The 13,879-nt window shown below is 73.5% G+C and carries 11 protein-coding genes; 9 read left to right on the top strand and 2 right to left on the bottom strand.

Annotated elements, in window-relative coordinates:
• Positions 1-87: 87 nt before the first annotated feature.
• The gene (locus ACZ6I1_RS05455; RefSeq protein ID WP_469283366.1) at positions 88-1,731 is read right to left on the bottom strand and encodes a penicillin-binding transpeptidase domain-containing protein; all 1,644 of its coding nucleotides are present in this window, start codon (positions 1,729-1,731) and stop codon (positions 88-90) included.
• Positions 1,732-1,917: 186 nt separating this feature from the next.
• Here ACZ6I1_RS05455 and ACZ6I1_RS05450 point away from each other — a divergent pair, with 186 nt between their 5' ends.
• Positions 1,918-2,583: a histone deacetylase gene (locus ACZ6I1_RS05450; RefSeq protein ID WP_469283364.1), complete on the top strand. Its 666-nt coding sequence runs from the start codon at positions 1,918-1,920 to the stop codon at positions 2,581-2,583.
• 67 nt (positions 2,584-2,650) lie between these two features.
• On the opposite strand, the gene ACZ6I1_RS05445 is transcribed toward ACZ6I1_RS05450, so the two are convergent.
• On the bottom strand, positions 2,651-4,423 hold the full coding sequence (locus ACZ6I1_RS05445; protein WP_469283362.1) for a dolichyl-phosphate-mannose--protein mannosyltransferase: 1,773 nt from the start codon (positions 4,421-4,423) through the stop codon (positions 2,651-2,653).
• Between the two features lie 87 nt (positions 4,424-4,510).
• On the opposite strand from ACZ6I1_RS05445, the gene rsmI reads away from it, so the two are divergent.
• From rsmI to ACZ6I1_RS05405, 8 genes are all read left to right on the top strand, one after another.
• Positions 4,511-5,419 (top strand): 16S rRNA (cytidine(1402)-2'-O)-methyltransferase, encoded by a 909-nt coding sequence (rsmI, locus tag ACZ6I1_RS05440; protein WP_469283360.1) that lies wholly within the window; start codon positions 4,511-4,513, stop codon positions 5,417-5,419.
• 160 nt (positions 5,420-5,579) lie between these two features.
• Complete coding sequence (locus ACZ6I1_RS05435) at positions 5,580-6,077, top strand: hypothetical protein (protein WP_469283357.1); 498 nt, start codon at positions 5,580-5,582, stop codon at positions 6,075-6,077.
• 10 nt (positions 6,078-6,087) lie between these two features.
• Positions 6,088-6,984: a TatD family hydrolase gene (locus ACZ6I1_RS05430; protein ID WP_469283356.1), complete on the top strand. Its 897-nt coding sequence runs from the start codon at positions 6,088-6,090 to the stop codon at positions 6,982-6,984.
• A gap of 126 nt (positions 6,985-7,110) precedes the next feature.
• Positions 7,111-8,604, top strand: a complete 1,494-nt coding sequence (locus tag ACZ6I1_RS05425; protein ID WP_469283354.1) for a ubiquitin-like domain-containing protein — start codon at positions 7,111-7,113, stop codon at positions 8,602-8,604.
• Positions 8,605-8,666: 62 nt separating this feature from the next.
• Positions 8,667-9,569 (top strand): 16S rRNA (adenine(1518)-N(6)/adenine(1519)-N(6))-dimethyltransferase RsmA, encoded by a 903-nt coding sequence (rsmA, locus tag ACZ6I1_RS05420; protein WP_469283351.1) that lies wholly within the window; start codon positions 8,667-8,669, stop codon positions 9,567-9,569.
• Positions 9,566-10,474, top strand: a complete 909-nt coding sequence (locus tag ACZ6I1_RS05415; RefSeq protein WP_469283349.1) for a 4-(cytidine 5'-diphospho)-2-C-methyl-D-erythritol kinase — start codon at positions 9,566-9,568, stop codon at positions 10,472-10,474. Before rsmA ends, ACZ6I1_RS05415 begins: the two co-directional genes overlap by 4 nt.
• 86 nt (positions 10,475-10,560) lie before the next feature.
• A complete protein-coding gene (locus ACZ6I1_RS05410) occupies positions 10,561-11,922 on the top strand; it encodes an acyltransferase family protein (protein ID WP_469283347.1) in 1,362 nt (453 codons plus the stop codon).
• A 28-nt stretch (positions 11,923-11,950) separates the two neighbouring features.
• Entirely contained in the window at positions 11,951-13,759 is a 1,809-nt protein-coding gene (locus tag ACZ6I1_RS05405; protein WP_469283345.1) for an ABC-F family ATP-binding cassette domain-containing protein, read from the top strand.
• Positions 13,760-13,879: the final 120 nt, after the last annotated feature.

Raw genomic sequence — 13,879 nt, 5'->3', positions numbered from 1 at the left:
CGCAGACACGCCGAAGAGCGGTCCGCCTGCCGGGAAAAGAGCGGTCGGCGGGGCCACGCGCCCGCTACGGCGCGGCCGGCCCCGGCCTCAGCCCGCGTTCAGGACCGACGCCACGATCGGGCCCGCCGCGTCGCCGCCGTGGCCGCCGGCTTCGACCATGGCCGCCGCGGCGAGGTCGCCGCTGAAGCCCGTGAACCAGCTGTCGGGGCTGCCCGCGCCGTCGACCTCCGCGGAGCCGGTCTTCGCGCCCTTGTCCGAGCCGCGGACCGAGGACATCGCCTCACGGCCCGTGCCGCTGGCCGCCGTCAGCTTCATCATCGAGACCAGCTGCTGCTGCACCGAGGGCTTCATGCGGCGCTGCGCCGTCGCGATGGTGCGGCCGTCGAGCTCCGGGGAGACCAGCAGCGGCTGGCGGAAGACGCCCGTGCGGGCGGTCGCCGTGATGGACGCGACGTTGAGCGGGTTCATGGTGATCTGGCCCTGCCCGATGTACGCGGCGGCCGCGGCCGCACCCGTCGCGGGCGGGACCTTGCCGTCGGTGGACTTGATACCCGTCTTCCAGTCCAGCCCGATGCCGAAGACCTCCGTGGCCTCCTTCGGCAGCGCGGAGTCGTCGTCGACGGGCTTGATCTGCTTGATGAAGGCGGTGTTGCAGGATTTGGCGAACGAGGTCGCGAAGCTGGTGCCCGCCGGCAGATCGAAGTTCTTCAGGTTGTGGAAGGGCCGGCCGCCCCAGGACACCTCCTTCGGGCACTCCGCCGGCTTGTCGGCGGCGACCAGGCCGCGGTCCAGCAGCATCGCCCCCGTCACGATCTTCATCGTGGAGCCGGGCGCCCGGTTGCCCGCCATCGCCGCGTTGAAGCCGTCCTTGCGGTGGTTCGCGACGGCCAGGATGTGCCCGTTGCTCGGTTTGACGGCGACCACCGAGGCCTCGGGGAACGTGGCGACCGCCTGCTCGGCCGCCGCCTGGACCTTCGCGTCCAGGTACGTCTTGAGGACGCTCGGCTCCCCCTCGACCAGGGTCAGCAGCGTCCGCTTCGGAGCGCCCTGCACCGCCGGCTCGATCCAGACCTCGGCGCCCGCCTTGCCGCCCGTCTTGGCCCCGTACGTCTCGCGCAGCTGGTCCAGGACGGGGCGCAGCGAGGGGTACTTCTCCGCGGTCAGCTCCACACCGTTGCGGTCGACGGCCTTGACCGGCGGGTTCGCCGGGGTGCCCGCGCGCAGCTTCTCGTCCTTCTGCAGCTGCGGGTGGATCACCGAGGCCTGCCAGTCGACCAGCGGCTTTCCGCTGCTCAGGCCGCGCACCACGGTCAGCTGGGAGTCGTACGCGAGGGGCTTGGTCGTGCCCTCGTACGTGATCTCCGCCTGGACCGTGAACGGCACGGTCGTGCCGTTCGGCGTACCCGGCGTGATCACCGCCTTGGACACGTGCGCCCTGGCCTTGTAATCGGCCACGGCGGTCTGCGCGGCCTGCGCGTTGTTCGTCAGGTCCGCGGCCGCCCGATCGTCCCCGGCGGCCCACGCGGCCAGGAACGCCTTCGCGGTCGCGGCGGTCTCCTTGTCGGTGACGGGGCCGCTGCCCTTCTGCGACTGGACGCCGGTGTCGCTCTTGGAGCCCGCCGTTCCGTCCTCGCCGGCGTCCCCGACCAGGGCGTACACCCCGTATCCGGCGCCGCCGACCAATGCGAGGAATACCCCGCCGACGATGGCGCCCTTCGCTGCCCCGTTCACTTCTTCAGTCCCTCCCCCGGAACCCCGTTCTCTGAACGTGTTCAAAGAACCTGTGGCGCAGACATTACGCTGCGCCACTCTCTCCCCACTCGTTTGTTACCGGACCGGAACATCGATGGCTGAAAAGGAGGGGTGAAAGGCGGCCGGACGGCGGCCGGACGGCGGCCAGGCGGTATAGATCGCCCGATGAACATCGTTCGCACGGTGGAAGCGGCCCGCATCGACGCGGCCGCGCCCGAACTGGTCTGGTACACGTCCTACGCCTCGAACATGCACCGGGACCGGCTCGCCTGCTACCTCGCCGGAGGCACCCCGCCGGGCGCCGCACGCCGCTACCCCGGCTGCCGCGACCGCCGCGCGCCGGCGCGGTCGGTGCCGGTCGAGCTGCCGGGGCGCCTGTACTTCGCCACGGAGTCCCCCGTCTGGACGGGCGGCCGCGGCTTCTACGACCCGGCGGCGCCGGGCCGCACCCGGGCCCGCGCCCACCTGGTGACGGCCCAGCAGTTCTCCGACATCGCCGCCCAGGAGATGTACCGGGAGCCCGGGACCGACTTCGACCTGACCGAGGTCCTGCGGTCGGGACGCGACGAGTGGGGGCCGGGCCGGTACGAGACGCTGATCTGCTCCGGCGTCCTGGACGGCATCCCGGTGCTGACCTTCACCGCACCCTGGGTCATGCACGACGTGGACTGGGTCACACCGTCCGCCGCGTACGTGAAGTACCTGGCGGCGGGCCTGCTGGAAGCCGCGGCCTGGGACGAGCGGTCCATCGCCGAGTACCTCGTACGGTGCCCGGGCGCGGCCGGCCACTGGAGCGCGGACCAGATCCTGGACCTCCTGATCTCCGCATGACCTCCGCATGCCCACCGCATGACGACGGCCCCGGCGCGCACGCGCCGGGGCCGTCGTTCCGGGCCCGCTACACCCAGGTGTCCAGCCACATCCTGGCCCGCCACGCGTCCATCGGCAGGGTCTGGCCCGTGAAGATCGGCCAGAAGTAGATGAAGTTCCACACGATCAGCAGGACCAGCACCCCCGCCCCGATCGCGCCCAGCGTCCGCCGCCGTTCGCTCGATCCGGCCGGGCCCAGCAGGGCCCCGATCATCATCGCCACCGCCAGGCACAGGTACGGGACGAAGACCACGGCGTAGAAGAAGAAGATGGTCCGCTCCTGGTAGTTGAACCAGGGCAGCAGACCCGCGCCCAGCGCGCACGCGATCGCGCCCGCACGCCAGTCGCGGCGGAAGAACCACCGCCACAGCACGTACAGCAGCGCGAAGCAGCCCGCCCACCACAGCAGCGGAGTGCCCAGCGCCAGCACCTCGCGGGCGCACTTGCCGGCCTCCGTCGCCGGGCAGCCGTCGGTGCCGGGCTCCGGGGACTCGTAGAAGTACGAGACGGGCCGGCCCAGCACCAGCCAGCTCCACGGGTTCGACTCGTAGGTGTGCCCCGAGGTCAGGCCGACGTGAAACTTGTACACCTCGGTCTCGTAGTGCCACAGGCTGCGCAGCCACTCCGGGAGGAACGACAGCGCGCTGCCCTGGTCGTGCTTGGCGGCCCAGTCGCGCAGGTAGCCGCCCTTGCCGTTGTCCGGGCTGAAGATCCAGCCCGACCACGAAGCCACGTACGTCACCACGGCGACCGGCACCGTCGACAGGAACCCGGGCAGCGCGTCGCGGCGCAGCATCGCCGCGTACGGAGCGCCCGCGCCCGCCGTGCGCCGCGCGGCGGCGTCCCACAGCACGGTGAGGATGCCGAAGAACGCCAGGACGACGAAGCCGTTCCACTTCGTGCCCGCGGCCAGACCCAGACAGACCCCCGCCAGGATCCGGTACGGGCGCCGGCCCAGCCGCAGCCTCTCAGCGATCTTCACGTCGGGCCGGGTCCGGCCCTCGTCGTCCACCGGCAGCGCGTCCGCGAGCCGGGCCCGGGCCTTGTCCCGGTCGATGAGCAGCGCCCCGAACGCGGCGAGCACGAAGAACATCAGCACCAGGTCGAGCAGCGCGGTACGGCTCATCACCAGGTGCAGGCCGTCCACCGCGAGCAGCGCCCCCGCCAGGCAGCCCAGGAACGTCGAGCGGAACAGGCGCCGCCCGATCCGGCACAGCATGAACACGGACAGGGTGCCGAGCACGGCGGTCATGAACCGCCAGCCGAAGGGGGTGAGCCCGAACATCCACTCGCCGAGCCCGATGACCCACTTGCCGACGGGCGGGTGCACGACGTAGCCCGGGTCCAGCGGGAGGGGCACCGACCCGGGGTCGGCCAGGATCGACTTGTCGACGTCCTTGGGCCAGCTCGCCTCGTAGCCCTGCTTGATCGTGGCCCAGGCGTCCTTGGCGTAGTACGTCTCGTCGAATATCACCGCCTTCGGGCTGCCCAGGTGCACGAACCGCAGCGCCCCGGCGACGAGCGCCACCAGCAGCGGCCCCACCCACGACAGGATCCGCTGCCAGGTCCCCCACACCTGCTGCGGCAGCCCGAAGGTCATCCACAGCTGGGGGGACGGCTGGGCGTACGGGGGCACCAGGCGGCTGCGCACGTCACCGCGCCCCGCCCCGCCGGCGCCGCGCGGCGCATAGCCGAAGGCGCGCAGCCGGCGCAGCCAGGTGGACGGCTCTTCTTCGCGTCCCGCCGGCGGGGCGGGCGGGGCCCCCGCGGGGCTGGGCGGCGGCATCGCGGTCTTGGTCACCGGCACATCGTAGGGAACGGATCTGTGGGAACCCCAGCAGCGGGGGCGTACGGGCGCGCGACCGGGCGGGACTGAGAGGATGGGCCGGTGACCACTGACCAGCCCCGCGGTACCGAGCCCGGCCCCCAGCCCACCTCCGCGCCGGGAGTCCTCGTACTCGCCGGCACCCCCATCGGCGACCTCACGGACGCCCCGCCGCGGCTCGCGGCCGAGCTGGAGCGGGCCGACGTGATCGCCGCCGAGGACACCCGGCGGCTGCGCCGGCTGACCCAGGGCCTGGGCGTGCACACCACCGGGCGCGTCCTGTCGTACTTCGAGGGCAACGAGTCCGCGCGCACCCCCGAGCTGGTCGAGGCCCTCCAGGACGGCAAGCGGGTCCTGCTGGTCACCGACGCCGGCATGCCCTCGGTGTCCGACCCCGGCTACCGGCTGGTCGCCGCCGCCGTGGAGAAGGACATCAAGGTGACCGCCGTCCCCGGGCCGTCCGCGGTGCTCACCGCGCTGGCCATGTCCGGACTGCCGGTGGACCGCTTCTGCTTCGAGGGGTTCCTGCCGCGCAAGGCGGGCGAGCGCCTCGGCCGGCTCCGCGAGGTCGAGGCCGAGCGGCGCACGCTCGTCTACTTCGAGGCCCCGCACCGGCTCGACGACACCCTGGCGGCCATGGCCGAGGTCTTCGGCGCCGAGCGCCGCGCCGCCGTGTGCCGGGAGCTGACCAAGACGTACGAGGAGGTCAAGCGCGGCGGGCTCGGCGAGCTGGCGGCCTGGGCCGCCGAGGGCGTCCGAGGGGAGATCACCATCGTCGTGGAAGGTGCCCCGGCGGCAGCGCCCGGCGACGTGGACGACGAGGAGCTGGTGCGCAGGGTGCGGGTGCGCGAGGAGGCGGGGGAGCGGCGCAAGGAGGCCATCGCCGCGGTCGCCGCCGAGGCCGGAGTACCCAAGCGCGAGGTGTTCGATGCCGTCGTGGCGGCAAAGAACGCGGCACAAAAGGTGCCGTAAATCGGTAAAGGGCTAACCTGAAAAGCAAAGCTCAGACCGCGCGCCGGGCGCTTTGGGCATGAGTCGCCCAAGGTCCGTCCAACACTGGACAGGGACTGATGCGCTCCCGCCCGAAGAGGCGTCCACTGGCCATGGCACCAGTGGAACAAGAGGAGCTGGCATGAGTGAGATCGCTGACACCCCGGCAACCGTCACCGCGCCCGGGGCGCCCGGCACCCCCGTCGGCGCCCCGGTGCAGACGGTGCACGAGGCGTACTCCTTCGCCTGCATGAGGTGCGCGTACGCCTGGGAGCAGGCCTACGCCATAGAGCACCACGTGGACGGCAAGGGCGAGCCGTTCATCATGTACAAGGTCGCCGGCGAGCGGGTGCCGTCCCCGCTGTCCAACCCGACCTGCCACAACTGCGGCGGCCACGTGGTCCGGATCATGCGCGCCGGACAGGTCTCCTCGGTCCTCGGCATGCTCGACCAGCTCTACCACCACCGCATCGCCCCGGGGATCGCCGGACCCGTCCCGGCCGGCGCGAACGTCCCCCGGCCGCCCAAGCCGCACAAGACGCCCCCTACGCACGACGCCCCCGGGCCCGTCGCCATCGACGAGGCCGAGAAGAACCCGGGCCTCCTCTCCCGCCTGCTGGGGATCCTTCGCCGGTCATAAGATCGGCCGTATGAGCACTCCGCCAGCCTCGTCCTCCAAAGCCTCCAAGGACGCGCCGCCGCCGCTGCCCGAACCGCTCCGGGTGCCGGTGGCGGACTCGCACACCCACCTGGACATGCAGTCCGGCACCGTCGAGGAAGGCCTCGCGAAGGCCGCGTCGGTGGGCGTGACCACGGTCGTCCAGGTCGGCTGCGACGTGAAGGGCTCCCGCTGGGCCGCCGAGACGGCCGCCGTGTACGCGAACGTCCACGCGGCCGTGGCCCTGCACCCGAACGAGGCCCCCCGGATCGTCCACGGAGACCCCGACGGCTGGTCCCGCCAGGGCGCCAGGACCGGCGGCGGGCAGGCCGCGCTCGACGAGGCCCTGGCCGAGATCGAGGCCCTGGCCGCGCTGGACCACGTCAAGGCGGTCGGCGAGACCGGACTGGACTACTTCCGCACCGGGCCGGAGGGAATGGCCGCGCAGGAGCGTTCCTTCCGCGCCCACATCGAGATCGCCAAGCGCCAGGGCAAGGCCCTGGTGATCCACGACCGCGACGCCCACGCGGACGTGCTGCGCATCCTGCGGGAGGAAGGCGCGCCCGAGCGCACCGTCTTCCACTGCTACTCCGGGGACGCCGACATGGCCCGGGAGTGCGCCGCCGCCGGCTACTACCTGTCCTTCGCCGGAACGGTCACCTTCAAGAACGCGGCCCCGCTGCGCGAGGCCCTGGCCGTGGCCCCGCTGGAGCTGGTGCTCGTCGAGACGGACGCCCCGTACCTGACCCCGGCGCCGTACCGCGGACGGCCCAACGCCCCGTACCTCATTCCGCTGACGGTCCGGGCGATGGCGGCGGTCCGCGGCATCGGCGAGGACGCGATGGCCACCGCGCTGGCGGCCAACACGGCGCGCGCCTTCGCCTACTGACCGCCTGACGGCCACCCCCGGCCGACGACACGCTGTGTAGCGGTCCGGCTTTGGTGTGTGACGACTCCTCCGCTAAGGTGCCGTGCCCGAACCAGCGGGCGGCGGAACACCAGTGGAGCGAGCGTCGTGAGCGATACACAGGGCAGTCACCGCCGTGGCGGTCCCGTTCCGGGGGCGTACGAACCCACCCTCCCGGGCTGGCCCGCCGGCGCCGGCGCCGCCGCCGCGGACCCCGGGCCCGGCGTCCCCGCCCCGCGCGCCGACCACCGCCCCTCCCGCCGCCGGGCCCGCGGCCAGGCCGCCGCGGGACCCGCGCCGGAGGACGACCCGAACGGTCCCGGCCGCAGCCCGGCCCCCGGGCAGCCCCCGCCGGGGTCCGGGCGGCGGCGCGGCGCGCCGGCCGAGACGGCGGGCACCGCGGCCCCGCCGGGGACCGGCCGCCGCCGCAGCGGGGCGCCCGCCGCCCTGCTGACCCCCGCCGGACCGGGCACCGGCCGCCGGCGGGCCGCAGCCGCACCCGAGCCCGCCCCCGGAGGGAACTGGCGGCGGATGGTCCCCCAGGCCCTGGTCGTCGCCTTCCTCGCCGGCGGCACCACCGCGTTCGTCGCCGCCGACAAGTCGGTACGGCTCACCGTCGACGGGGTCCCGCGCACCCTGCACACCTTCGCCGACGACGTCGACGAACTGCTCGCCTCCGAAGGCCTTGATGTCGGCCCCCACGACCTCGTCGCCCCCGCCCCCGGCGAAGCCCTCGACGACGGGGAACAGATCGTCGTCCGCTACGGCCGCCCCCTGCGCCTGACCCTCGACGGACAGCAGCGCCAGGTGTGGACCACCGCCCGCACCGTCGAGGGCGCGCTGCGCCAGTTCGGCATCCGCGCCGAAGGCGCCTACCTCTCCGCACCGCGCACCGCGCCCGTCCCGCGCGCCGGACTCGCCCTCAGCGTCCGCACCGAGCGCAGCGTCACCTTCATGGCCGACGGCCGCGAACGCACCATCCGCACCAACGCCGCCACCGTCCAGGAGGCCCTCGACCAGGCCGGCATCGCCCTGCACGGCCAGGACACCACCTCCGTACCGCCCACCGACTTCCCCCGCGACGGCCAGACCATCACCGTGCTGCGCATCACCGGCACCCGCGAGGTCCGCGAGGAGCGCATCCCGTACGCGACGGAGAAGGTCAGGGACGACACCCTCTTCGCCGGCACCGAGGTCGTCGAGCGGGCCGGCCGGCCCGGGGCCCGCCGGGTCACCTACAGCCTGCGCACCGTCAACGGGGTCCGGCAGAAGCCCCGCCGCATCGCGGAGGAGACCGTCCGCGAGCCCGTCACCCAACTCGTCAAGGTCGGTACGAAGCCGCTGCCGACCTCCGTCTCCGGCGCGGACGGCCTCAACTGGGGGGCCCTCGCCCAGTGCGAGTCGGGCGGCCGCCCCTCGGCCACCGACCCCTCGGGCACGTACGGCGGCCTCTACCAGTTCGACGTACGGACCTGGCAGAGCCTCGGGGGCAGCGGCCGCCCCCAGGACGCGCCCGCCGCGGAACAGACGTACCGGGCGAAGAAGCTCTACGTGCAGCGGGGCGCGAGTCCGTGGCCGCACTGCGGCCGCAGGCTCACCTAGGCCGAAAGAGACGACCCAGTGCCCGGCGCGGGATCACTCCGCCGATCTGAGACGCTTAGCGGGTGAGCACCGCAGAGCAGCAGCCCAACGAGACCCCTTCCGACGCCCTCCTCGGGCCGGCCGACATCCGGGAACTGGCCGCAGCGCTCGGGGTGCGCCCGACCAAGCAGAAGGGCCAGAACTTCGTCATCGACGCCAACACGGTGCGCCGGATCGTGCGCACCGCCGAGGTGCGGCCCGATGACGTGGTCGTCGAGGTCGGCCCCGGCCTGGGCTCGCTGACCCTCGCACTGCTGGAGGCCGCCGACCGGGTCACCGCCGTCGAGATCGACGACATCCTCGCCGCGGCGCTGCCCGCCACCATCGAGGCCCGGATGCCCGGCCGCAAGGACCGCTTCGCGCTGGTCCACTCCGACGCGATGCTGGTCACCGAGCTGCCCGGCCCGGCGCCGACCGCGCTCGTGGCGAACCTCCCGTACAACGTGGCCGTGCCGGTGCTGCTGACCATGCTCGACCGGTTCCCGACCATCGAGCGGACCCTGGTGATGGTGCAGGCGGAGGTCGCCGACCGGCTCGCCGCCGAACCCGGCAACAAGGTCTACGGGGTGCCCTCCGTCAAGGCCAACTGGTACGCGCACGTCAAACGCGCCGGGGCTATCGGCCGCAAGGTGTTCTGGCCCGCGCCCAACGTCGACTCCGGGCTGGTCTCGCTGGTGCGGCGGGCGGAGCCGATCAAGACCACCGCCTCGAAGGCGGAGGTCTTCGCGGTCGTGGACGCGGCCTTCGCGCAGCGCCGCAAGACGCTGCGCGCCGCCCTGGCCGGCTGGGCCGGGTCGGCGGCGGGCGCCGAGGCGGCGCTGGTCGCCGCCGGGGTCTCGCCGCAGGCGCGCGGTGAATCGCTGACGGTCGAGGAGTTCGCCGCGATCGCCGAGCACAAGCCCGAGGCGCAGAGGCCGGCGCTGTGAGCCCCCGTACGCGCGTGACCGTACGCGTCCCCGCCAAGGTCAACGTCCAGCTGGCGGTGGGCGCGGCGCGCCCCGACGGCTTCCACGACCTGGCGAACGTCTTCCTCGCCGTCTCGCTGTTCGACGAGGTCACGGCGACGGCGGCGGACGAGCTGACCGTGACCTGCGCCGGTCCGGACGCCGACCAGGTGCCGCTGGACCGCACCAACCTCGCGGCGCGCGCGGCCGAGATCCTCGCGGCGCGGGGCGGCATCTCCCCCTCGGTGCACCTCCACATCACGAAGAACATCCCGGTCGCGGGCGGCATGGCCGGCGGCAGCGCGGACGGGGCGGCGGCGCTGCTGGCCTGCGACACCCTGTGGGGGCTGGACACGCCGCGCGCCGAACTGCTCGACATCTGCGCGGAACTGGGCAGCGACGTGCCGTTCAGCCTGGTCGGCGGGGCGGCGCTCGGGACGGGCCGGGGCGAACTGCTGACCCCGGTGGCCGCGGGGGCGTTCCACTGGGTGTTCGCGGTCGCCGACGGCGGCCTGTCCACCCCGGCCGTCTTCCGGGAGTTCGACCGGCTGACGGCCGGCACGCCGATCCCGGAGCCCGTGGCCTCGCCGGCCCTGCTGGCGGCCCTGGCCTCGGGGGACCCGGACGTACTGGCGCCCGTCCTGGCCAACGACCTCCAGCCGGCCGCGGTGTCGCTGCGGCCCGCGCTGGCCGCGACGCTGGCGGCCGGGACCGAGGCCGGGGCGCTGGCCGCACTCGTCTCGGGCTCCGGCCCGACGACGGCCTTCCTGGTCCGCGACGCGGAAGCCGCCGCCAAGGTCGCCGCCGGGCTCGAGGCCTCGGGCACGTGCCGCACCACCCGCGTGGCCTCCAGCCCGGCCCCGGGAGCCACGGTCCTCTCCACCTGACCCGACGCCTTCTGTCGCCGTACTCAGGCGGGAGTTGAGTACCTGCACCCTGTCGGGGGAGGCGGGCGGCGGCGAGCCTCAAGGCCATGACAGCCAGCGCACGTGACATGGCCGCAGCCACCCCCGCCACGCGGGACCGGTACGTCGACCTGCTCAGGGTCGCCTCGCTGGGGACCGTCGTGCTGGGGCACTGGCTGATGGCCGCCGTCAGCGGGGACGGCATAGGGAACCTGCTCGCGCTCGTGCCCGGGCTCCAGGTGGTCACCTGGGGGCTGCAGGTCATGCCCGTGTTCTTCTTCGTCGGCGGGTTCTCGCACGCCCTGTCCTACCGCTCCCTGGCCCGCCGCTCCGAGGGGCCCGTCTACGCCGCGTTCCTGCGGGCCCGGCTCCGCAGGCTGCTGCGGCCCACGCTGGTCTTCGTCCTCGTCTGGGCCGCCGCCGCGCTCGCCGTGCAGCTCGCCGGGCGGGGCGCGGGCGGGCTGGGCGGGGCCGCGCTGCGGCTGGTGACCCAGCCGCTCTGGTTCATCGGGATCTACCTCGCGATGGTCGCGTTCACCCCGGCGCTGCTCAGGCTGCACGAGCGCCACGGATGGGCCGCCTTCGCCGGGCTGGCCGGCGCGGCCGCCGCCGTCGACGTGCTGCGCTTCGCGCTCGGAGTCCCGTACGTGGAGTTCCTCAACTTCGCCTTCGTCTGGCTCGCCGTCCACCAGCTGGGCTTCCTGCGCGCCGACGGCCGCATCCGCCGGCCCGCCGTGCCGGCCGCCGCCGGACTCGCCTCGGCGGCCCTGCTCGTCGCCTACGGCCCGTACCCGCTGTCCATGGTCGGGATGCCGGGCGAGAAGGTGTCCAACATGGCTCCGCCGACCCTCGCGCTGCTCGCGCACGGCCTGTGGCTCGTCGGCGCCGTCCAGCTGCTCGCCCGGCCCGCCGGCGCCTGGCTGGCCCGCCCCCGCGTCTGGCGGGGCGTGGTCGCCGCCAACGGGATCGCCATGACCGCCTTCCTCTGGCACCTCACCGCGATGCTCGGCGTGTACGGGGCGCAGCTCGCCCTCGGCGTCCCGCTCCCCGAGCCCGCGAGCGCCGCCTGGTGGGCGCAGGTGCCCGTACGAATCCTGCTCGCCGCCGCGCTGACCGGCGTACTCGTCGCCCTCTTCCGGCGCTTCGAGGCCCCCGGCGGCCGCCGCGGCGGCCCCGCCACCGCGCCCCCCGACAGCGGCCCCGCCGCCGCACCCCCCGGCAGCGGCCCCCGCGCCGCCCTCGGCATCACCCTGTGCCTGCTCGGCATCCTCGGCCTGTCGATGACCGGCCTCGGGGGCCTGCTCGAAGGGCACAGCGCCACCCTGATCGCCCTCCCGGTCACCGCCCCGGCCGCCATCGGCATGGCCCTGGGCGGCTGGCTCCTCGTGGAACGGTCCGGCCCCGCCCGGAGGGTTAGGCTGAGGGGCTGATCCACACCCTTTCTCTGGAGCGCGTCTGATGGCCGTCAATCTGGTCAATGTCGAGGCAGTCAGCAAGGTGTACGGCACACGTACCCTGCTCGACGGCATCTCCCTCGGCGTGTCCGAGGGAGACCGGATCGGTGTCGTCGGCCGCAACGGCGACGGCAAGACCACCCTCATCCGGATGCTCGCCAAGCTGGAGGAACCCGACAGCGGACGGGTCACCCAGTCCGGCGGCCTGCGCATGGGCGTGCTCACCCAGCACGACTCCCTCGACCCCGCGGCCACCATCCGCCACGAGATCATCCGCGACATGGCCGACCACGAGTGGGCCGGCAACGCCAAGATCCGCGACGTGCTGACCGGCCTGTTCGGCGGCCTCGACCTGCCCGGCTTCGGACAGGGCCTCGACACCGTCATCGGCCCGCTCTCCGGCGGCGAGCGCCGCCGCATCGCACTCGCCAAGCTGCTCATCGCCGACCAGGACCTCCTCGTCCTCGACGAGCCCACCAACCACCTCGACGTCGAGGGCATCTCCTGGCTGGCCCGCCACCTCCAGGAGCGCCGCTCCGCCCTGGTCTGCGTCACCCACGACCGCTGGTTCCTCGACCAGGTCTGCACCCGCATGTGGGACGTGCAGCGCGGCGAGGTGCACGAGTACGAGGGCGGCTACAGCGACTACGTCTTCGCCCGCGCCGAACGCGAGCGCATCGCCGCCACCGAGGAGCAGAAGCGGCAGAACCTCATGCGCAAGGAGCTGGCCTGGCTGCGCCGCGGCGCCCCCGCGCGCACCTCCAAGCCCCGCTACCGCATCGAGGCCGCCAACGAGCTCATCGCCGACGTGCCGCCCCCGCGCGACCGCTCCGAGCTGATGCGCTTCGCCAACGCCCGTCTCGGCAAGACCGTGTTCGAGCTGGAGGACGTGACCGTCCAGGCCGGTCCCAAGACCCTCCTCAAGCACCTCACCTGGCACCTGGGCCCCGGCGACCGCATCGGCCTCGTCGGCGTCAACGGCGCCGGCAAGACCTCCCTGCTGCGCGCCCTCGCCGAGGCCGCCCGCACCCAGGGAGAGGTCCAGCCCGCCGCGGGCAAGGTCTCCGTCGGCAAGACCGTCAAGCTGGCCTACCTCTCCCAGGAAGTCGGCGAACTCGACCCGTCCCTGCGCGTCCTGGAGGCCGTCCAGCGCGTCCGCGACCGCGTCGACCTCGGCAAGGGCCGCGAGATGACGGCGGGCCAGCTGTGCGAGCAGTTCGGCTTCACCAAGGAGAAGCAGTGGACGCCGGTCGGCGACCTCTCCGGCGGCGAGCGCCGCCGGCTGCAGATCCTGCGCCTGCTGATGGACGAGCCCAACGTCCTCTTCCTCGACGAGCCCACCAACGACCTCGACATCGAAACCCTGACCCAGCTCGAGGACCTCCTCGACGGCTGGCCGGGCTCGATGATCGTGATCTCCCACGACCGGTTCTTCATCGAGCGCACCACCGACACGGTGATGGCGCTGCTCGGCGACGCCAGCCTGCGGATGCTGCCGCGCGGCCTGGACGAGTACCTCGAACGCCGTCAGCGGATGATCGAGGAGGCCGCCCCGGCGCCCGCCCCGGCCGCCGCGGCCGCCGCGAAGACCACCACCTCCTCCGGCGACTCCCGCGCCGCGAAGAAGGAGCTCCAGAAGATCGAGCGGCAGCTGAACAAGCTCTCCGACCGCGAGAGCAACCTGCACGCGCAGATCGCCGAGAACTCCACCGACTACGACAAGGTCGCCAAGCTCGACGCCGAGCTGCGGGAACTGCTCTCCGAGCGCGACGACTTGGAGATGCGCTGGCTGGAGCTGGCCGAGGACGCCTGACCCGCGCTCCGCCCGCGCGGCCAACTGGCCGGATAACGACGTCATCACGGCCCGGTCCGCCCTTGGGAACAGGGGGCGGACCGGCCCGGCACACGGCCTGCGCGAGTGATAGAAAGGTCA

This window comes from Streptomyces sp. NPDC046303, assembly GCF_055588085.1.
The sequence above is the reverse complement of the archived record's forward strand: the minus strand, read 5'-3'. Positions and strand labels throughout refer to the sequence as shown.

What these genes read in the sequence shown, in the direction of transcription:
- ACZ6I1_RS05405 (WP_469283345.1), top strand. Translation starts at nt 11,951, where the DNA reads ATGGCCGTCAATCTGGTCAATGTCGAGGCAGTCAGCAAGGTGTACGGC.
- ACZ6I1_RS05430 (WP_469283356.1), top strand. Translation starts at nt 6,088, where the DNA reads ATGAGCACTCCGCCAGCCTCGTCCTCCAAAGCCTCCAAGGACGCGCCG.
- ACZ6I1_RS05410 (WP_469283347.1), top strand. Translation starts at nt 10,561, where the DNA reads ATGACAGCCAGCGCACGTGACATGGCCGCAGCCACCCCCGCCACGCGG.
- ACZ6I1_RS05435 (WP_469283357.1), top strand. Translation starts at nt 5,580, where the DNA reads ATGAGTGAGATCGCTGACACCCCGGCAACCGTCACCGCGCCCGGGGCG.
- ACZ6I1_RS05450 (WP_469283364.1), top strand. Translation starts at nt 1,918, where the DNA reads ATGAACATCGTTCGCACGGTGGAAGCGGCCCGCATCGACGCGGCCGCG.